The organism is Kocuria rhizosphaerae, assembly GCF_044462265.1.
Lineage (GTDB): Bacteria > Actinomycetota > Actinomycetes > Actinomycetales > Micrococcaceae > Kocuria > Kocuria rhizosphaerae.
Window position 1 is genome coordinate 1 of the sequence record NZ_JBISWL010000012.1, and the last position, 17,848, is coordinate 17,848.

The window sequence follows — 17,848 nt, forward strand, 5'->3', positions numbered from 1 at the left end:
CGTCCCGGTGGAGCGGCGGATGGATAGCATGGGGCCATGCCCACACCCTCCTCGTCCTCCGGCCCCGCTGACACCACGACCGAGCGCAACGGCGGCGAAGGGGGCGGACCCGGCGGTGTGCAGGCCGTGGACCGGGCCATCACGGTCCTCGAGATCCTCGCCCAGACGGGCGGGTCGACCGTGACCGAGGTGGCGGCGGAGCTGGGGGTGCACAAGTCGACCGCCTCCCGCCTGCTCGGCGCGCTGGAGGCCAGAGGTCTGGTGAACCACGCCGCCGACCGGGCCCAGTACCGGCTGGGCTTCGGGATCCTGCGCCTCGCGCACGCGATCCCCGGCCGGCTCAGCCTCGTCGTGGAGGCCCGGGAGGAGATCCGCGACCTCGCCCGGGCGGTCTCCGAGACGGTCAACCTGGCGGTCCTGCGGGAGGGGCACGCCGTCAACGTCGGGCAGGAGATGGGGCCGGCCACGGTCTCCACCTACGACTGGATCGGCAGCATCACACCGCTGCACGCCACGGCCAGCGGGAAGGTGCTCCTGGCGGGACTGTCGTCCGAGGAGCGGGCTCGGATCGTGAAGGAGCAGGGGCTCAAGGCCTACACGGCCCGCACGATCACCTCGAAGAAGGCGCTGGAGCGCCAGCTGCTCGACGTGGCCGGCCAGGGCTTCGCCACCGCGATCGAGGAGTTCGAGCTCGGGCTCAACTCCATCGCGGTGCCCGTGCGGGACCACCTCGGCACGGTGGTCGCCGCCGTCAGCGTCTCGGGGCCGGCCTTCCGGTTCACGCCCGAGATCATGGACGGCGTGCTCGACGACCTCCGTGACGCCGCGGACCGGGTGAGCCGGCGCATGGGCTACATACCGCCGGAGCGCGACGGGCCCGGCTCGCGGCGCGCCTGACCGGGCCGCTGCCGGCCGTTGGCCCCCACGGGGTGGCGCACGACCTGGGTGAGGAAGTACCCGCCCGACTCGACGGTCACGGATGCGCCCCGTCCCGCCGCGGGTCGAGGGCCGCGACGACCTCCGCGGCCGAGGTCTCCCGGCACTGCCCGTACGCGGTCCCGGCCCACAGGTTGAGGTACCGGGGGTCGTCGTTCCGGGCGGCGGCCGCGCGCAGGGGGGTGGTCATGTAGTGGACCTGCGGATATCCGACGACCTCCCGGCCGGACACCATCTCCACGAACCGGTTGCGCAGGCCCCGGGCCACGCGCCCGGAGAACGCGCGCGTCTGCACGGTGCCCGGGAACTCCCCGGACAGCAGCGCCCGCCGGTGGGTGGGCCTGGTCCCCGTCTCCGCCGCGGTCAGGAACAGGGTGCCCACCTGCACCGCCGCCGCCCCGGCGGTCAGCAGCCGCTCCACCCGCGCCGCGGTGCCGATGCCCCCGGCGGCGACGACGGGGGCGGCCACCACCGGCAGGGTCGCCTCGAGCAGCTCGTCCAGTGACCGCTGGTCGGGGTCGTGGCGCATGTCCAGGGTCGCCCGGTGGGCCCCGGCCTCGGGGCCCTGCAGGACGATCGCGTCGGGGTCGAGGGCGTCGGCGCGGCGGGCCTCGGCGTCGTCGCTCACCGACAGGACCACGGCCGTGCCCACCGCGCGCAGCCGCTCCAGTACCCGGCGGTCGGGCAGGCCGAAGGTGAAGGACACGACCGGCACCGGGTGCCGCTCCAACAGGTCGATCTTGGCCTCGTAGTCGTCGTCGCTGTGCCCGCCCACGGACGGCGCCGGGACGTCGAGCTCGGCGGCGACCTCGGCCAGGGCCGCCGCGTAGGCCGCAAGGTCCCCGGGATCGGCGACGTCGGCCTCGGGCACGAACACGTTCACCCCGAACGGGGACCGCGTGCGGGACCGCAGCTCCTCGACCTCCGCGCCCATGGCGTCGGCGGTCTTGTAGCCCGCCGCGAGGAAGCCCAGACCCCCCGCCGCGGACACCGCCGCGGCCAGGTCCACCGTGGCCGGCCCGCCCGCCATGGGCGCCTGCACCACCGGAACGCTCAGATCGGTCAGCGTGAACATGTTCGTCCTCTCTCCCGGGGTCGGTCCCACCTGTCGTCCGATCGTAGTGTGGGCCCTCGTGAGCGGGGTGGGCCGTGCGCGGTGCAGCGGGACCGGCCGGCCGCACCCGAGCCGGCGACGATCACGTCGTGGCGGGGAGGATCCGCTCGAGGCAGTCGCGGACCCGGCGCATCTCGTCCTCGAGCTGGGGCAGCAGGTGCGGTTCGAGGGGGGTGCCTCGCCGGCCGTGCTCCTCGATCCGGCGGCACAGCTCGGCCGCCCGGGTCGCGCCGATGTTCCCGGCGGAGCCCACGAGCTTGTGCGCGGCCGACTGCATCGGCGCCCCGCCCTCCGGACAGGCCTGCCGCAGGGACCGCATGCTCGACCGGGACTCCTGGAGGAAGGCGTGGGCCGTGGCCACCAGGACGTGGTCCCCCAGCGTGCGCAGGAGCTCGAGTCGCGCGGGGTCGACCGCGGGCGCGGACGGGCCGGTGGCGGCCGGTTCCGGCTCGACGCGACCGGTGACCGCCGACGGTCCCGTCCCGGGAGCCGGTGGCCGGGTCCACCGGTCGAGGACGGACTCGAGAGTGGCGAGGTCGACGGGCTTGGTGATGTAGTCGTCCATGCCGGCGGCCGTGCACCGCCGGCGGTCCTCCGCCATGGCCCCCGCCGTCATGGCGATGATGGGCAGCTCGGTGTCCCGGCCCTCCCGCCCGCGGATGGCGCGGGTGGCCTCGAAGCCGTCCAGGACCGGCATGTGACAGTCCATCAGCACCGCCACGTAGCCGGTCGACCGGGTCGCCTCGACCGCCTGGGCCCCGTCGGCCACGACGTCGACGTCGAAGCCGAGCCGCTCCGCCATGCTCCGGGCGACCAGCTGGTTGACCTCGTTGTCCTCCACGACGAGGAGCCTCCCCCGGGACGGACCGCCTGCCGGCGCAGGGACGGGCGCGAGGACGGGCGCCGCGGGCGGTGCCGGGGCTGGGACACCGCCGTCGGCGGCCGGCCGGGCGTCCGTGGGAGACGCGGCGACGAGGCGCGACAGCCGGTCGTGCAGTTCGGAGCTGCGCACGGGCTTGCTCAGCAGCTCCCGCACGCCGGCCGCCGCGAGCTCGGCCCGGTTCGGGCGGCCTGCGGAGGTCAGGACGATGACGGCCGTGCCGGCCAGGGCGCTGTCGCCGTGCACGGACCGGGCGAGCTCGAGACCGTCGGTCCCGGGCATGCACAGGTCGAGCACGGCGATGTCGAAGGGCCTGCCCCCGGCCGCGGCGGAGCGCAGCGCGTCGAGGGCCTCGCGGGCGTCCCGCGCCGTCGTGGTCAGCAGGTGCCATGCCGTCAGCTGGGACTCGAGGACCAGGCGGTTCGTGGCGTTGTCGTCCACGACCAGGACCCGCAGCCCGGCCGGCAGGTCGCCCGGCCGGGGCGCGAGCGCCGGGTCCTCGGCCTCCGCGCGGGGCAGCGGGACGGAGACCCAGAACACGGAACCCCGTCCCGGGGTGCTCCGGACCCCGATGCGTCCCCCGAGGGCCTCCGTCAGGCGCCGCGAGATGGCCAGGCCCAGGCCGGTGCCGCCGTAGCGCCGGGTGGTGGAGGCATCCGCCTGGGCGAAGGAGTCGAAGACCAGGTCCTGGTGCTCCGGGGGGATGCCGATGCCGGTGTCGTGCACCTCGAAGCGCACCACGGAGCTGTCGCCGACCTGCTCCTCGACCTGGACGAGGACCGCGACCTCGCCGGCGCCGGTGAACTTCACGGCGTTCGAGACGAGGTTGAGCAGGATCTGGCGCAGGGCGCGCGCGTCCCCGACGAGACGGGCCGGCACGGCCGGGTCGCAGTGGCCGATCAGCTCGAGTCCTTTGCCCTGCGCCTGCTCCGCGAGCAGACCCACGACCTCGTCCACGAGACGGCGGGGGTCGAGCGGGACGGGGTCGAGGTCGACCCTGCCCGCCTCCAGCTTGGAGAAGTCCAGGATGTCGTTGATCAGGGTCAGCAGCGCCTCGCCGGCGCTGCGCACCCCCTCCGCGTACTGGCGCTGGACGTCGTCGAGGGAGGTCTCCAGCAACAGGGACGTCAGGCCCACGACGCCGTTCATGGGCGTGCGGATCTCATGGCTCATGGTGGCCAGGAACTCGGACTTGAGCCGGCTGGACTCCAGGGCCGCCTCCCGCGCGGACAGGAGCTCGGCCTGCGTGCGGCGCCGCTCGGTGATGTCCTGGGCGATGGACGCGATCCCGTGGTGGCCGCGGACGGGGAACATGGTCAGGGCCAGGGGCACGAGCGTGCCGTCCTTGCGCCGCCGCTCGGTCTCGAAACTGTGCTTCACCCCGTTCTCCCGGATCGTGGCCAGAAGGGCCTCCTCCGCCTCGAGGTCCTCCTCGAGGAGGACGAAGCGGATGTGCCGGCCGATCGCCTCCTCCGCCGGGTAGCCGTACACCCGTTCGGCGCCGGGGTTCCAGCTGGTGACGACTCCGTGGGCGGTCTTGCCCACGATGGCGTCCGGGGAGGAGTCCACGATGGCGGCCAGGTTCTCCAGTTCCGCCGTGCGCTGGGCGACCTTGTCCTCGAGTTCTCGCGTGAGGGTCACGTTCTCGTAGACGAGCAGCACCTGGCGGGCGAGGGCGACGGCGAGACCGGCGAGCCCGGTCACCAGCAGGAACGGATCGCTCCTGGTGACCGGGAGGGACGCCGCGACGAGGACGGCGGCCAGGGCCGGCACGACGGGCAGCAGCCGGGCCGCGGTGGCGTAGACCGGGCGATCCGGCCGTGGCCGGGTGCTTCCCGGGAGGGCGGCGCCCAGGGCGACCAGGAGGAAGGCGCAGATCCATCCCGCGACCAGCGGGGTTCCGGTGGTCCCCGTGACCCCCTCGAACGTGAGCCGCACGTAGATGCTGTCGGTGACCGTCAGGAGCAGGAAGCCGCCGCCGAGGCAGAGCCAGGGCAGGCGCTGGCCGGGGGACTGGCGCATGGTGAGCACGAGGACGAACGAGGCCACGACGATGTCGACGGCCGGGTAGGCCAGGATCGTGAGGTGGGCGAGCGGGTCGGGATCCTCTGCCTGGTGGACCCGCCCCAGCACCGTGGACCAGCTGATGAACAGGACGGCGACGGCGATCACGGAGGCGTCCAGCATCGTCCGTGCCGTCGTCACGGAGGAGACCCGTGGACGGGGGAACGCCAGCAGGCCGGCCAGGGCGGGCAGGGAGTAGCCCAGGAACCCGGCGTCGGCCACGGACGGGAAGGGGTAGTCGTGCCCCCGGGTGAGCCCGTAGAACGTCCACGCGACCATGCCGGCCGTCCAGACCAGCGTGGCGGCACCGATCCAGCGCCACGCCCGCGCGTCGGGGCCGCGCCGGGCCGCCGCGCGGGCGCAGCTCACGGTCGCCGTCAGGGAGGCCGCGAGGATCGCCAGGTCGCCGACGGTCTGGCTCGAGGGTGAGCCCGGGTCGGCGGCCACGACGGCGGTCACCACCACGACGGCCGCCAGCCCGCTCAGGATCGCCCAGAGGAGGACCCGGCCGATCCTCCGCGTCCCGGTCGTCACCCGGACCGCCCTTCCCGGGCGCCGGTGGCGCGGCGCGGCGAGCGGTGGAGGACGACGGCCGTGACGTCGTCCTCGGCGTCCTCGGCCAGGCCCAGGATCGCGTCCACGGCGCCGGCGGCGCCGTGGGTCCCGCGGACCACGGCAGCGACGGCGTCGAGGGTCTCCTCGACGGTGTCGAAGGCGTCCAGCACGCCGTCGCTGACCACGGCCACGGCGCCGCCCGGTTCCAGGTGCAGGGATCCGGGCTGCCACATCGTTCCCGGCACCAGCCCCAGCGGCGGCCCGCCGCTGAGCATCCGCTCCCAGCGCCCGTCGGGGTGCACCAGGAGTCCCATGCCGTGGCCGGCGTCGACGTAGTCCACCCCGCCGGTGGCGGCGTCCAGGCGCAGGTGCAGGACGGTGATGAAGGAGGACAGGCGCTCCAGGTCCGTCTCCAGGGCCGCGGCGGCCTGCCGTACGAGGGCCTCCGCGTCCTGCTGGTGCCGGGCCGAGCGCAGCACCGCCCGGGCCGTCGCCGCCACCAGCGCGGCGCCCATGCCCTTGCCCATGGCGTCCGCCAGCGTCACCGTCAGGACGCCTCCGTCGGGCACCCAGTCGAAGAAGTCGCCGCCGACACTGCGGCTGGGACGGCACGCGCCCGCGACGTCGTAGCCGGGCACGGACGGGGAACGGTCCGGGAGCAGGCTCCTCTGCACCCGTGCCGCCGTCGCCAGCTCGCTCTCGGGCGGACGGGGCGCGCGCGGCCGGCGCATCATGGCGGTGACCCGGGCGACGAGCTCCAGGGGATTGACCGGCTTCGTCAGGTAGTCGTCGGCGCCCACGTCCAGGCCGTCGACCCGGTCCGACTCGTTCCCGCGGGCCGAGACGATCAGGATGTAGGCGTTGGTGAACGTCCGCAGCGATCGGCACACCTCGAAGCCGTCGATGTCGGGCAGACCCAGGTCCAGGGTGATCAGGTCAGGGGCCATCCGCCGGGCGGCCTCGAGGGCGGCGTGCCCGGCCGACGCCGTCTCGGTGCGGAATCCCTGTCCGGACAGTGTCGCCTCGAGGAGGACGGCCACGTCGGCGCTGTCCTCCACGACCAGTGCGGTCTGGGTGCGCCCGCCTGCGCTCACCATGGTCCCAGTAGAACTCATGCATCGGGTCGAGGCCGGCGCGCCATGCCGCGGCCGTCCCCTTTTCGTCGCCCGTGAGCGGGCGACCGCAGGTGAGCCGGACGGCCACGGTGCCCGGCCGCACGGTGGCGTTCCCGGTGCTGCCGCGCGTCCTCAGCGCAGGGCGTGGGCCCTCTGCCGGAAGCGGGTGGCGGTCCGCCGTGCGGCGTCCTGCGCCGGGCGTGCCGGCGCGGCGGTCCGTCGGGATCCCCTGCCCAGGGTGCCCGTGGCCTGCCCCACGACGGCCGCGGCCGCGAGCAGTGCCGCGGCCCAGCCCCAGGCCTGGGCGCCGAAGGCCAGGACGGCGCTGCTCAGCACGAAGAGTGCGACGGCCATGAGCGTGAGCCCGCGCGCCAGCTGCTCCTCGCGGGACGCCTGGATCTCCCGCATCTCCCGGACTTCTCGGACTTCCGGCACTGTGATTCCCTTCCCCCGTCGAACAGCCCGTCCGTGGGCACGGACGGGCATTCCCCGACCGTAGGTGCCGGTGCCGGGGCGGGCCAAGGGACTTAAGTCCAGAGCTCGGCGCTCGGGACGACGTGTCGTCGCAGGTCAGAGGGGATGAGTCGGGGTGGGGGCATCCGCCGGCCGGCCTCTCCGCGGCGACCGTCGCGTGACCGCTGCCGGGGGTGCCGGGGCCGAGGTGACAGAGCGGCTGTCACATGTAAGATATTGCTTACAGGTGACAGTGAGGGGTGATGCATGAACGGCGACGAACTGGTGGCGACGCTCTCCGCCCTCTCGCACCCGCAGCGGCTCAGGATCGTGGGCGCCCTGGCCGGGGACGGGTCGACGTGGGTCAGCCAGCTGGCCCGTGACCTGGGCATCAGCCGGCCGCTGCTGCACCTGCACCTGGAGCGACTCGAGGCCGCCGGTCTGGTGGTCTCGGCGACCGAGGTCGCGGAGGACGGCAAGGCGCGTCGGTTCGTGAGCCTGGCCCCGTTCGACCTGCGGCTCGACCCGGAGACGGTCGCCCGGGCCGCGGCCACCGTGACCGTGACCGAGAGAAAGAAGGCGTGATGGAACAGGACTGGACCGGCATCGTGATGGCCCTGGGGGTGCTCGTGCTCATCAGCACGATCATCGTCGTGGTCCTCGTCCAGGGTGCCAAGATCGCCCGGGCCCGGATGACCGCGGTCGCCGCGCAGGAGTACCGGTCGCTGGCCGAGCGGTACGAGACGCTGGCCGCCTCCGGCGCCCAGGACCTGCGGCGGACCGCGGAGGCGGTCGAGGACGTGCGCGCCCGGCTCGACTCGGTGGAGCGCCTGCTGCGCAGCGTCGAGTGATCGCCGAGCCCTCGTGCCGGGCCCCGCGAGGGGACGGCGAGGGGACGGCGCGGGGCCCGGTGGGTTCCGCGTCCCCGACGGCCGAAGGGCCCGGCACCTCCTCGTGAGGTGCCGGGCCCTTCGGCGACGTGCCGGGTGCGTCGGCCGATGCCGCGCGCGTTCCGGTGGCGGTCCGTCAGGGTGCGGCCGGCGCCGCGCCGGCGTCGCCCTGCTGCGGCGACGCGCCGGAGCCGAGGTCTCCACCGTCCGTTCCTGTCTGTCCGGCGGCAGGGTCCTGGGCGCCGGGCAGTGCCCCACCCGGCGTCGTCGTGCCGCCCTCGGCCACGGCGCCGCTCGTGGGGTCCACGGCGACCGGGGCGGTCCCGGCGTCGGTCGGGGCGTCGGCGGTGGCCTCCGCCGTCGGGACGGTCCCCTCCATGGGCGCCACGCCGCTGTCCGGGCCCACCGGGGCGCCCGGAGCCGTGGTGTCGGCGGTGCGCACGGCCACGGACTCCGAGCCCGTCACCGAGCGCTGGATCGTGCCGGTGCCACCGGAGAGCTCGGTGCCGGTGAGGGCCTGGATGCCGAAGATCGCCGCGACGGCCAGCCCGATGATCACGCCGGTGCTCACGAGCGCCGGCTTCACCCGCGGGCGCAGGGCGGCCCAGCGGCCACCGGTCGCGGCGACCGCGGTGCTGCCGTGGGTCTCGGGCAGCTCCGTGCCGTCGCGGGAGAGCACCCGCTGGGACACCGCGGTGCGGACCTTCTGCAGGCCGTAGCGGCTCTTCTCGATGGAGGTCGAGTACACGGCCACGGCGACGCCGGAGAGGAGGCTCGTCAGGGCGGCGCCGAGCACGGTGCCGGCAACGCTCAGGTGGCCGCCGAGCACGGCCATGGTCGCGGCGGTGGCGGCACCGGCCAGGAGGCCGGGGACGTTGAGGGCCGGGCCCTTCTTGGCGGGCGCCTCGGTGGTCTCGGTGGGCTTGCCCGGGTCGGCGGGCACGGACTCGGTACGGGGTTTCTCGAGGGTCATGGTGTGCGGCTCCGGTTTGCGGGGGATCGGTTCCGGTCCCCGCATCGTCGCTCGGGCCGGATGTCACCATTGTCCGGGCTGACCTGGGAAAAGCCGGGCGGACGTGGGCAAGCTCACACGCCGGCCGGTCACGGGGCGCGGGGTTCCGCGGGACCGTCGCGTCATACTTCGACGCGGTGGCGGCCACGGCACCGGCCCGCGTGGTTCATGCATTCGTCTCAATTGCTCGATGCCTTGAGCCGGGGGAACGGCGGGCGTAGGTTCGGCCCCAAACAGCCCACAGAAACGTGCAGGTGGCATCGTGTCCAACGCGGGGCTCCAGCTGAATCTCTTCGGCGCGCCGACACTGGTCGCGGACGACCGTCCCGTGACGCTGTCCCCGGGCGCCGTGCTGCTGTGCGCCTACCTCGCGCTCGTCCCGCACGGAGGCTGCGCCCGCTCGCTCGTCGCCACGCAGCTCTTCGCCGACTGCCCGGAGGGCACCGCCCGCCGCCGGCTCAACACCGCGCTGTGGCGCCTCCAGTCCGAGGTCCGGGCCAGGACCGGCGTCGAGCTCTTCGGACCGCACGGTGGGCGCACCGTCGCCCTGAGCCCCTCCGTGGAGCTGACGGTCGACGCCGTGCTCTTCGAGGACCTGGTCACGCCCGTGCTGCGCTCCAGCGCGCACGAGCTCGGCGCGGCGGACGTGGCCCGCCTCGAGCAGGCCGTCGCCCTGCACCGCGGGCGCCTCGTCGAGCCGTGCGACGACGAGTGGGTGCTCTCCTCCCGGCACCGGCTCGAGACTCTGTACCTCACCGCCCTCGACCACCTCGTCCAGCACCACGGCGGGCGGGGCGACGTCGTGGCCGTGGGCCGCTACGGCGACCTCGCGCTCGCCGTCGAGCCGCTGCGCGAGGACGTCCACCGCCACCTCATGGCCGCCTACGCCTCCGCGGGCCGTCAGGACCTGGTCGAGCGGCAGTTCGAGCAGTGCCGCATGGTCCTGCTGACCGAGCTCGGGGCCGACCCGATGCCCGAGACCGTGGCCCTCTACGGGCGGCTCAGCCGCGGCGAGGGCGGCCAGACGGCGTCGGTCGCCGTGCTCGTGGCGGAGCTCGAGCGGGCCCGCCGCGAGGTCGCCCGGCTCGGGGAGATCGTCGACCGTGCCCTCGACCGGCTCCGCCGGATGCCCTGAGCGGGCCGCTCCCGGGCCCCGTGATCGTCCGGGGACCCGTCCGTGACCGTCCGGTGAGCGCGGCCCGTCACCCTGGTGGCGGAAGAGAGGTCGCGGCCGGGTGATGCGAGCGTGGAGACGACGGTTCCTCGTCGATGTCTGGGCGGAGCCCCGGGACGTGGACTCGCTGCCCGCGGTGATCCGGGCACGCGTGCGGGACATGGCCACGGACGAGGAGGCCTACGTGGGATCGTTCGCCGAGATCGAGCGGCTCGTCGAGGCGCGCCTCGACGCCGACGGCGTGGCCCCGAGACGCTGGGAGAGGCCGTGATCCGGGAGGTCAGCGAGGCCCTGCGGGACCTCGTCCACCAGGCGACGCCCGATCTGGGCGCGTGGGTCGTGCTGCACTCCCTGTCCCAGGCGGACAAGGTGCCGCTGCCCGAGAACAAGGCGGTCCTGGCCCTCGTCGCCGTCGCCGAGCACCCCCACCTGCTCAACCGGCCGCTCGTGGACGGGCTCACCGGCTTGGTCCGGCCCCCCATGTCGCTGCAGCTGGAGTACCTCGTCACCTACGTCGGCGACCACGACGAGGCGCAGGCCCGGCTCGGCCGCATCGCCCAGGCCTTCCACACGACCCCGATCCTGCGGGCCCCGGCCCTGGACCCCGCGCTCGCCGAGGAGATCGAGTCCGTGGTGATCCGGCTCCGGTCCCCCTCGGCCGAGGAGCGCAACCAGGTGTGGGGCGCCCTGGGCCGGGCGGGCCGGCTGGCGCTGTTCTACGAGGTCGACGTCGCCCCGATCCCCGTCCTCGAGCGCGAGGGCGCCGGGCGGGTCCGCGAGCACCGCGTCCAGTACACGGGTGCGCCATGATCCTCGCCACGAGCACCACGGAGCTGCGCCACACGGTCCGGCTCGTCCACGCCTCGACCGGGAAACCGGTGCGCGGCCTCGGCGCCCGGCTGGAGCCGGCGCCCCACGGCTGGAGCCTGCGGGTGGCGTCCGGTGTCGTGGTGGTCGCCGCGCGCGCGGACCTCACGGACCCGTCCTCGCCGCCCACGGCCGTCCTCACCCTGACCGACGGGGCGCTCGCCGGCGTCCTGGTCGTCCCGCCCCTCCCCGGACGGCCGCCGCGGACCGTGGAGGTCCCCCTCACGGCCGCCGAGCTCGAGGTGGCGCTGCACCCCGTGCCGATGACGCTGAGCGCGGTGCTGACGAGGGCCTCGGACGGCGCGCCGCGCACGGGGGCCGTGGTCGTGGCGCGGGCGACCTCGGGACCGTCCCCCCGCCCGGAGGTCCCCCTGCCCGAGGCCGATCCGGGCATCTACCGGTCGGCCGCCGTCGAGTGGACGGCGGAGCTCACACCCCTGGACCTGCTCGTCGACGGCAGTCCGCTGCGCACGCTGACCGTGGACTTCACGGCCGGCGCCACCCGGGTCCACCTGGTCGACACCACCTGACGCGAGAGCCGAGGAGAGCACCGTGAACTATCTGTCACCCGGGGTGTACGTCGAGGAGGTCCCCTCCGGACCCCAGCCGATCGCCGCCGCCCCCACGAGCGTCGTGGCCGTGCTCGGCACGACCCGCAAGGGGCCGGTCCTCGAGCCGACCCGGATCAACGGCTGGGCCGACTTCCAGCGCGTCTTCGGCGCCGCGACCGCCCGTGGCCGCACGGCCGAGTCGGTCTTCGGCTTCTTCGAGAACGGAGGGCCGGCGGCGTGGGTCGTCCGGGTCGACCCGTCCACGGGCGCGACCTGGACGGTCTTCGACGTCTCGGGCACCGAGAGCTTCGCCGTGTCCGCGAGCTCGCCCGGGGCGTGGGGCAACAGCCTCACCGTGGGCGTGGTCCCGGACGAGTCCGGGGCCTCCGGGGCGTTCTACCGGGCGGAGACCACGGGCCCGGCCGTCTCCGTCACCGCCACGGGCACGCACACCCTGCAGGTCGCCTCCACGGCCGGGCTCCGGCCCGGGGAGGCCCTCGCGCTGGTCCCCGTGCCCGCCTCGGGCGCCGTGGCGGCCCCGGTCGCCGCCACGGTCGTGTCCCTGACGCCCACGTCGATCACGCTCGGCTCCACCGGCGCCGCGGCCATGGCCACGGGATCGGTGGTCGCGACGGCTGTCCCCGCCGGGGCGACGTCGGTCTTCCTCCCCACCGGCAAGGGCTTCCACCGGGGGGACGTCGTCGTCGCCGTGGCGCCCAACGGGTCGCGCTCGAGCGCGCTCGTGACCGACGTGGCGACCGCCGGCAGCGGGGTGACGCTCACCCTCGGCTCAGCACCGGGAGCGGTCCCGGGCGCGGCCTTCGTCCAGCGCCGGGCCGACTTCCCGGCCACGGCGACCGTGGCCGGCGCGCCGTCCGGAACGCCCCCGACGACGAACCTCGCGATGTCGGCGCTCGCGTTCGAGCGGCCGCTCACCGCGCCGGTCTCGGCCGATCTCGCGCCCAACGCGCCGCAGAGCGCGGCCGCCCGGATCACCACGCCGGACGGGCGGACCGCCACCTGGCAGACCAACCGCTTCGAGGTGGTCGGCGACACGCCCCCGCCGAGCGGCCGCGTCCTCGTCAACGCCCCCGTCGTCGCGGTCCGGCTCGCCGACACCGGGCTGAGCGTCACGGGCCTCACCGCGGCCGAGGTCGCGGCGAGCTACGGGTTCCTGCCCACGGGCGCGCGGGTCACGTACACGGGAGCCGGGGTGCCCGACGTCGTGGCGACCCGGACCGCGACCGGCTTCTCGCTCGCCCCCGCCCCGGACCCGGCGGACACCTACACGGACGCGGCGTTCACCCTCCAGGCCGACGCCGACGCCGGCGTCGCCGTCCGGTGCGCGGTGGCGCCGCGCGTGGGGGACCGGCTCGGGCTCGGCACGGCCTTCGCGCCGATCACGGAGGTCGCCCGCGCGGGCGGGGACACGTACGTGCTGCGCTTCGCCGCCTCGACCGGGGTCTCGGACACGGCCCAGACGCGCTTCGGCCTCTACGCCGTCGAGCGCGCCACCGTGGTGGCGGCCCGCTTCGCGCTCCACGTCGCCGCCGGCGGCGTCCCCGTGGAGTCGTTCCCCGGCCTGTCGCTGAGCCCCGAGCACCCGCAGTACTTCGCCAAGGACGACGTCGTCAACGGCGTCTCCGCCCACGTCACCGTCGCGCCGCGGGGGCCGGGCGCGCCGGCCGTGTCGCTGGCCGCGGCCCCCTACTACACCGCGGTCGACCGGATCGGCGCGGACAGGCCGCCGGACAACGACGACTTCCGGGCCGGGCTGACCCGGCTCGAGGAGGTGCCCGAGCCGGCCGTCGTGATCTGCCCCGACGCCCTGACCCTCGGGGACCCGCTGCTGCAGGCCGACCTCGTGGGGCAGGTCGTCACCCATTGCGAGAACTTCCGGCGCTTCGCCGTCGTCGACCCCCCGGACCTCGACGAGGACGCCGGGCTGCTGAACTGGCGCAACACGACCCTCTCGAGCACCCACGCCGCGGTCTACGCCCCGCACCTGCGGATCGTGACGATCGACCCGGACTCCATCGACCGCTTCACGACCGTCCCGCCCTCGGGCTTCGTCGCGGGCGTGATGGCCCGGACCGACCGGCTGCGCGGGGTGCACAAGGCGCCGGGCAACGAGACGGTGACCGGCATCGTGGGCCTGACCCAGGTCTACACCCAGCGCCGGCAGGACCTGCTCAACCCCGGCGGGGTCAACCTGATCCGGTCCTTCCCCGGCCGCGGGACCCGGCTGTGGGGGGCGCGCAACGCCACCGACGACACCCGCTGGCGCTACGTCAACGTCCGGCGGCTCTTCAACATGCTGGAGACCTCCGTGGACCGCGCCACCCAGTGGGTGGTCTTCGAGCCGAACACCGCCCAGACCTGGATCCTCGTGAAGGTCTCCGTGGAGAACTTCCTCGAGCAGCAGTGGCGTGCCGGGGCCCTCGCCGGCGCCCGGCCGGAGCAAGCCTACCGGGTGCGGGTGGGGCTGGGCGAGACCATGACCGAGACCGACATCGACCTCGGGCTGATCGTCACCGAGGTCGCGGTCGCCCCGGCCAAACCGGCGGAGTTCGTCGTCTTCCGCTTCAGCCACAAGCGGCTGTCCGAGTGAGGCCCGCCGTGACCACGACCGAGCGCACGGCGGCCGGCACGACAGCCGGCACGACCGCGACGAGCCGGACGACGACCCCGACGACGACCGCACGGCCCGAAGGAGCCTGACATGTACCCGATGACCACCCTGCACTTCTCCGTCTCCTGGGGGGACCAGGAGCGGACCGTGAGCTTCTCGGAGGTGAGCGGGCTGACCATGGAGGCCGAGGTCGTCGAGTACCGCGGCGGCGCCGACCCGCAGTTCTCGACCCGCAAGCAGCCCGGGCTGCGCAAGTTCTCCAACGTGACCCTCAAGCGCGGCATCGCCCCCGCGGTCTCCGGCAACGGCCTCTTCGAGTGGTACAACTCGATCTCCATCGGCACGGTCGAGCGCCGCGACGTCACGGTGAGCCTGCTCAACGAGGAGGGCGACCCGGTGATGGCGTGGAAGGTGCGGGACGCCTGGCCGGTCAAGCTCGAGGGCCCCGGGCTGAAGTCGACCGGCACCGACGTCGCGATCGAGTCGGTCGAGTTCGCCTGCGAGGGCATCGAGATCGAGACGAGGAGCTGACGCCGTGCTCCCGCTCGCCTCGTCCGTGCTCCAGCCGTTCACCACGGCGCACTTCGTGCTGGCCATCGACGGGCTCGCGTCGGTGAACTTCAGCAAGTGCAGCGGGCTGGCGGGCGAGGTGGCCGTGGAGGAGTACCAGGAGGGCGGCGAGAACCGGTTCACCCACCGCTTCCCGAGCCGGGCGTCCTTCCCGAACCTCGTGCTCACCCAGGGCGCCGGCCCGCTCCAGGAGCTGTGGGACTGGTTCGCGGAGTTCTCCGTCACCGGCCTCGTCGCGCCCCGGGACGGGACGGTCGTGCTCATGAGCACCGTGGAGGGCGCGCTCGTCCCGGTGCGCGTCTGGGCCTTCACCCGGGGCTGGCCGGTCAAGCTGACCGGGCCCGACCTGGACGCCCAGGCCTCCGCCGTCGCCGTCGAGGCGATCGAGATCGCCCACCACGGGCTCGTCCTGAAGAAGGTGCGCTGACATGGCCGTCGTCATCGGCGAGATCGTCACCGAGACCGTCGTCGCCCCGCTCCCCGGGCCACCGGCCGCCCCGGCGGCCGCGCCGCCGGGGGAGATCGACACGGAGGAGATCGTGCGCCGGGCCACCGAGCGCGTCCTGGAGGTCCTGCGCCGGGAGTGGGACCGGTGAACCTCACCGCCGCGCAGCTGACCAAGCTGACCATCGACGCCTACGCCGACATCGCCTTCGAGCGCCCCGCCGGCGTGCGCTGGCAGGCGCTGCTCAACCCGACCGAGCTGTCCTTCTCGCGCAAGAACCTCTACCAGCAGACCCAGTCGGCGGGCACCTCGGCGCCGCAGCAGTCCTACAGCGGCGCCGAGCCGGACCAGGTGCAGATCGACCTGCTGCTGGACGGCACCGGCGTGGTCGGCGAGCCCGGCGGGATCGGGGACCTGCTCGACGCCCTGCTCCGGCTCACGCAGTACCAGGGCGAGACCCACCAGCCGTACTACGTCCACGCCTACTGGGGGCGGTTCGGCTTCCGCGGGGTCCTCACCCAGGCGGACGTCACCTACAAGCTCTTCGACCGCGCGGGCGAGCCCCTGCGCGCCACGGTGAAGCTCTCCCTCAAGGAGGCACTGTCCCCGGAGGAGGTCGCGGCCGAGGACCGGCCGGCCTCGCCCGACCTGTACCAGACGTGGCTCGTCAAGGAGGGCGACGCCCTGGACGCCATCGCCGCCGGAGTCTACGGCGACCCGGCCTACTGGCGCCCGCTCGCGGCGGCCAACCGCCTCACCAATCCGCGCGGCCTCAGGCCCGGGCAGGTCCTGGTGCTCCCGCCCCTGGAGCCGGCGCGATGACCGGGGGCGCCCAGCGGGACCGGCCGGAGGCCGAGGTGCGCGTCGGGGGCGAGCCCCTGGCGCCGCTCGTGGCCGCCGACGTCGTGGAGCTCGACGTCCACGAGGAGGTCGGCCGGCACGGGCGGCTCACGCTCCTGGTGCAGAACTGGGACCCGGACCGGCGCGAGGTGCGGCACAGCGACGACGGCCCGTTCCGCCCGGGCCGGGACATCGCGGTGGCCCTCGGCTACCACTCGGAGCTCACGAGCGTCTTCGACGGGGTGATCGTCTCCCTCACCGCCCACTTCCCCCGGGCCGGGCACCCGGTGCTGCGCGTCGAGGGGCGCTCCCGCTCCGTCCTGCTCGACCACCCCGCGCGGTCGAGGCAGCTGGCCGACGTGACCGACGCCGACGTCGCCGCGGCCGTCGCCGCCGACTACTCGCTCGGCACGGACGCCGCCGAGGGCGTGACCCACCCGTTCTTCGTGACCGACCGGATCAGCGACTGGGAGGCCCTGACCCGCCGCGCCGCCGAGCTCGGCTGGATCGTCCTCGTGCGCGGGACGACGCTCGTGATGCGCCCGCCCTCGACGGCGCGGGAGCCGATCGAGCTCGCGTGGACCCGCGACCTCGTGGAGCTGCACCTGACGCAGGACCTCACCCGGGCGATCGACACCGCCGTCGGCGTGGCCTGGGACCTCGACACCCTCGAGGCCGAGCAGAGCGAGGAGAGCGCCGAGGCCGCCGGCCTGGACACCGGCGACCGGCCCCGGCACGACACGGCCCTCGGCGACGCCGGGTGGCCGCTGCGCGAGGGACGGGCCGAGTCCGCCGCGACCACGGTCCCGGCCGAGGCGGACGCCCGGGCGGTCGGCGCCCAGCGCACGGCGGCCCTCGGCCACGTCCACGGCACGGGGGTCGTGCAGGGCGACCCGGGGCTGCGCTGCGACGGCTGGGTCTCGGTCGCCGGCGCCGGCCGGAGGATGTCGGGGCCGCACTACGTCACGGCGGCACGCCACCGGTTCTCCGCCCAGGGGTACCGCACGGAGTTCCAGCTCGGCTCCCCGCCGCGGGTCCTGCCCCCCTCCCCCGCCGCCCGGGGGGAGGGGACCCTCACGCTCGGCGTGGTCGAGGCCCTCGACGACCCCCTGGCGCTGAACCGGGTCAGGGTCCGGCTCCCGTGGCGCTCCGACGGCGGGGACGGCGTCTGGGCGCGGCTGTCCTGCCTCGACGCCGGGGACGGCTCCGGGACGGTCATCGTGCCGGGGGTGGGGCAGGAGGTGCTCGTCGGCGCCGTCGACGGGGACCCCTCGCAGCTCGTGGTGCTCGGCTCGCTGCACAACGGCGCGCAGCAGCCGCCCGTCGTCGTCGACCCCGAGACCAACGCGGTCCGCACGCTCGTCTCCCCCGAGGGCCACACCCTGCGGCTCGAGGACGGAGAGGCCGCCGCGGTGACCCTCGCCTCCGGGGCCGGCCACACCCTCGTGATCAGCGACCAGGACTCCGCGCTGGTGCTCACCCACCGGGACTCCGGCAACGCGATCCGGCTCTCCGCCGACGGCATCGAGCTCACCGCGGCGCAGGGCGACATCGTGCTCAGCAGCCCGTCCGGGACCGTCACCCTGGACGCGCTCAAGCTCGAGGCCTCCACCTCGGGCCCCTCGAAGATCGAGAGCTCCGCGACCTTCGACCTCAAGGCGTCGGGGTCCCTGGGCCTCAAGGGCGCCCTGATCACCATCAACTAGACCGCACGGCCGGACCGCACGGTCCGGCCGGGACCACGAGAGGA

General features: G+C 74.7%; 18 protein-coding genes. 13 read left to right on the forward strand and 5 right to left on the reverse strand.

Translation table 11 applies throughout. The features are described 5' to 3' along the window. Positions 1 to 36: 36 nt before the first annotated feature. Complete coding sequence (locus ACH9EU_RS00900) at positions 37 to 897, forward strand: IclR family transcriptional regulator domain-containing protein (RefSeq protein ID WP_396412043.1); 861 nt, start codon at positions 37 to 39, stop codon at positions 895 to 897. Positions 898 to 973: 76 nt separating this feature from the next. On the opposite strand, the gene ACH9EU_RS00905 is transcribed toward ACH9EU_RS00900, so the two are convergent. The 4 genes from ACH9EU_RS00905 to ACH9EU_RS00920 form a co-directional block, all read right to left on the reverse strand. Beyond that, a complete protein-coding gene (locus tag ACH9EU_RS00905; protein ID WP_396412044.1) occupies positions 974 to 2,011 on the reverse strand; it encodes a nitronate monooxygenase in 1,038 nt (345 codons plus the stop codon). Positions 2,012 to 2,132: 121 nt separating this feature from the next. Continuing rightward, complete coding sequence (locus tag ACH9EU_RS00910; protein WP_396412045.1) at positions 2,133 to 5,528, reverse strand: PAS domain-containing hybrid sensor histidine kinase/response regulator; 3,396 nt, start codon at positions 5,526 to 5,528, stop codon at positions 2,133 to 2,135. Continuing rightward, entirely contained in the window at positions 5,525 to 6,664 is a 1,140-nt protein-coding gene (locus ACH9EU_RS00915; RefSeq protein WP_396412046.1) for a SpoIIE family protein phosphatase, read from the reverse strand. The genes ACH9EU_RS00910 and ACH9EU_RS00915 overlap by 4 nt, the downstream gene beginning before the upstream one ends. A 132-nt stretch (positions 6,665 to 6,796) precedes the next feature. Then, the gene (locus tag ACH9EU_RS00920) at positions 6,797 to 7,072 is read right to left on the reverse strand and encodes a hypothetical protein (protein WP_396412047.1); all 276 of its coding nucleotides are present in this window, start codon (positions 7,070 to 7,072) and stop codon (positions 6,797 to 6,799) included. A 312-nt stretch (positions 7,073 to 7,384) separates the two neighbouring features. Here ACH9EU_RS00920 and ACH9EU_RS00925 point away from each other — a divergent pair, with 312 nt between their 5' ends. Together ACH9EU_RS00925 and ACH9EU_RS00930 are read left to right on the forward strand one after the other, a co-directional pair. After that, positions 7,385 to 7,702 (forward strand): helix-turn-helix domain-containing protein, encoded by a 318-nt coding sequence (locus ACH9EU_RS00925; RefSeq protein ID WP_396412048.1) that lies wholly within the window; start codon positions 7,385 to 7,387, stop codon positions 7,700 to 7,702. Then, the gene (locus tag ACH9EU_RS00930; protein ID WP_396412049.1) at positions 7,702 to 7,968 is read left to right on the forward strand and encodes a hypothetical protein; all 267 of its coding nucleotides are present in this window, start codon (positions 7,702 to 7,704) and stop codon (positions 7,966 to 7,968) included. The genes ACH9EU_RS00925 and ACH9EU_RS00930 overlap by 1 nt, the downstream gene beginning before the upstream one ends. A 175-nt stretch (positions 7,969 to 8,143) precedes the next feature. On the opposite strand, the gene ACH9EU_RS00935 is transcribed toward ACH9EU_RS00930, so the two are convergent. Continuing rightward, positions 8,144 to 8,980 (reverse strand): hypothetical protein, encoded by an 837-nt coding sequence (locus ACH9EU_RS00935; RefSeq protein ID WP_396412050.1) that lies wholly within the window; start codon positions 8,978 to 8,980, stop codon positions 8,144 to 8,146. Between the two features lie 301 nt (positions 8,981 to 9,281). Here ACH9EU_RS00935 and ACH9EU_RS00940 point away from each other — a divergent pair, with 301 nt between their 5' ends. The 10 genes from ACH9EU_RS00940 to ACH9EU_RS00985 all read left to right on the forward strand — a co-directional run bounded on the left by ACH9EU_RS00940 (position 9,282) and on the right by ACH9EU_RS00985 (position 17,804). Beyond that, positions 9,282 to 10,154 carry an AfsR/SARP family transcriptional regulator gene (locus tag ACH9EU_RS00940; protein ID WP_396412051.1) on the forward strand — a complete coding sequence of 291 codons (873 nt, stop codon included), beginning with the start codon at positions 9,282 to 9,284 and terminating at the stop codon, positions 10,152 to 10,154. 103 nt (positions 10,155 to 10,257) lie between these two features. Next, positions 10,258 to 10,464: a hypothetical protein gene (locus ACH9EU_RS00945; RefSeq protein ID WP_396412069.1), complete on the forward strand. Its 207-nt coding sequence runs from the start codon at positions 10,258 to 10,260 to the stop codon at positions 10,462 to 10,464. Continuing rightward, positions 10,461 to 11,003: a DUF4255 domain-containing protein gene (locus ACH9EU_RS00950; RefSeq protein WP_396412052.1), complete on the forward strand. Its 543-nt coding sequence runs from the start codon at positions 10,461 to 10,463 to the stop codon at positions 11,001 to 11,003. Before ACH9EU_RS00945 ends, ACH9EU_RS00950 begins: the two co-directional genes overlap by 4 nt. Beyond that, positions 11,000 to 11,590: a hypothetical protein gene (locus ACH9EU_RS00955; protein ID WP_396412053.1), complete on the forward strand. Its 591-nt coding sequence runs from the start codon at positions 11,000 to 11,002 to the stop codon at positions 11,588 to 11,590. The genes ACH9EU_RS00950 and ACH9EU_RS00955 overlap by 4 nt, the downstream gene beginning before the upstream one ends. Positions 11,591 to 11,612: 22 nt before the next feature. Beyond that, positions 11,613 to 14,222, forward strand: coding sequence for a phage tail sheath subtilisin-like domain-containing protein (locus ACH9EU_RS00960; protein WP_396412054.1), 2,610 nt, complete (start codon positions 11,613 to 11,615; stop codon positions 14,220 to 14,222). Positions 14,223 to 14,333: 111 nt separating this feature from the next. Beyond that, complete coding sequence (locus ACH9EU_RS00965; protein ID WP_396412055.1) at positions 14,334 to 14,774, forward strand: phage tail protein; 441 nt, start codon at positions 14,334 to 14,336, stop codon at positions 14,772 to 14,774. 4 nt (positions 14,775 to 14,778) lie between these two features. After that, positions 14,779 to 15,240, forward strand: a complete 462-nt coding sequence (locus ACH9EU_RS00970; protein ID WP_396412056.1) for a phage tail protein — start codon at positions 14,779 to 14,781, stop codon at positions 15,238 to 15,240. Between the two features lies 1 nt (position 15,241). Further along, entirely contained in the window at positions 15,242 to 15,409 is a 168-nt protein-coding gene (locus tag ACH9EU_RS00975; protein WP_396412057.1) for a hypothetical protein, read from the forward strand. Beyond that, complete coding sequence (locus ACH9EU_RS00980) at positions 15,406 to 16,080, forward strand: CIS tube protein (RefSeq protein ID WP_396412058.1); 675 nt, start codon at positions 15,406 to 15,408, stop codon at positions 16,078 to 16,080. The genes ACH9EU_RS00975 and ACH9EU_RS00980 overlap by 4 nt, the downstream gene beginning before the upstream one ends. Further along, on the forward strand, positions 16,077 to 17,804 hold the full coding sequence (locus ACH9EU_RS00985; protein WP_396412059.1) for a phage baseplate assembly protein V: 1,728 nt from the start codon (positions 16,077 to 16,079) through the stop codon (positions 17,802 to 17,804). The genes ACH9EU_RS00980 and ACH9EU_RS00985 overlap by 4 nt, the downstream gene beginning before the upstream one ends. Positions 17,805 to 17,848: the final 44 nt, after the last annotated feature.

What these genes read in the sequence shown, in the direction of transcription:
- ACH9EU_RS00930 (WP_396412049.1), top strand. Translation starts at nt 7,702, where the DNA reads ATGGAACAGGACTGGACCGGCATCGTGATGGCCCTGGGGGTGCTCGTG.
- ACH9EU_RS00935 (WP_396412050.1), bottom strand. Translation starts at nt 8,980, where the DNA reads ATGACCCTCGAGAAACCCCGTACCGAGTCCGTGCCCGCCGACCCGGGC.
- ACH9EU_RS00965 (WP_396412055.1), top strand. Translation starts at nt 14,334, where the DNA reads ATGTACCCGATGACCACCCTGCACTTCTCCGTCTCCTGGGGGGACCAG.
- ACH9EU_RS00905 (WP_396412044.1), bottom strand. Translation starts at nt 2,011, where the DNA reads ATGTTCACGCTGACCGATCTGAGCGTTCCGGTGGTGCAGGCGCCCATG.
- ACH9EU_RS00975 (WP_396412057.1), top strand. Translation starts at nt 15,242, where the DNA reads ATGGCCGTCGTCATCGGCGAGATCGTCACCGAGACCGTCGTCGCCCCG.
- ACH9EU_RS00915 (WP_396412046.1), bottom strand. Translation starts at nt 6,664, where the DNA reads ATGAGTTCTACTGGGACCATGGTGAGCGCAGGCGGGCGCACCCAGACC.
- ACH9EU_RS00945 (WP_396412069.1), top strand. Translation starts at nt 10,258, where the DNA reads ATGCGAGCGTGGAGACGACGGTTCCTCGTCGATGTCTGGGCGGAGCCC.
- ACH9EU_RS00925 (WP_396412048.1), top strand. Translation starts at nt 7,385, where the DNA reads ATGAACGGCGACGAACTGGTGGCGACGCTCTCCGCCCTCTCGCACCCG.
- ACH9EU_RS00955 (WP_396412053.1), top strand. Translation starts at nt 11,000, where the DNA reads ATGATCCTCGCCACGAGCACCACGGAGCTGCGCCACACGGTCCGGCTC.
- ACH9EU_RS00985 (WP_396412059.1), top strand. Translation starts at nt 16,077, where the DNA reads ATGACCGGGGGCGCCCAGCGGGACCGGCCGGAGGCCGAGGTGCGCGTC.
- ACH9EU_RS00900 (WP_396412043.1), top strand. Translation starts at nt 37, where the DNA reads ATGCCCACACCCTCCTCGTCCTCCGGCCCCGCTGACACCACGACCGAG.
- ACH9EU_RS00920 (WP_396412047.1), bottom strand. Translation starts at nt 7,072, where the DNA reads ATGCGGGAGATCCAGGCGTCCCGCGAGGAGCAGCTGGCGCGCGGGCTC.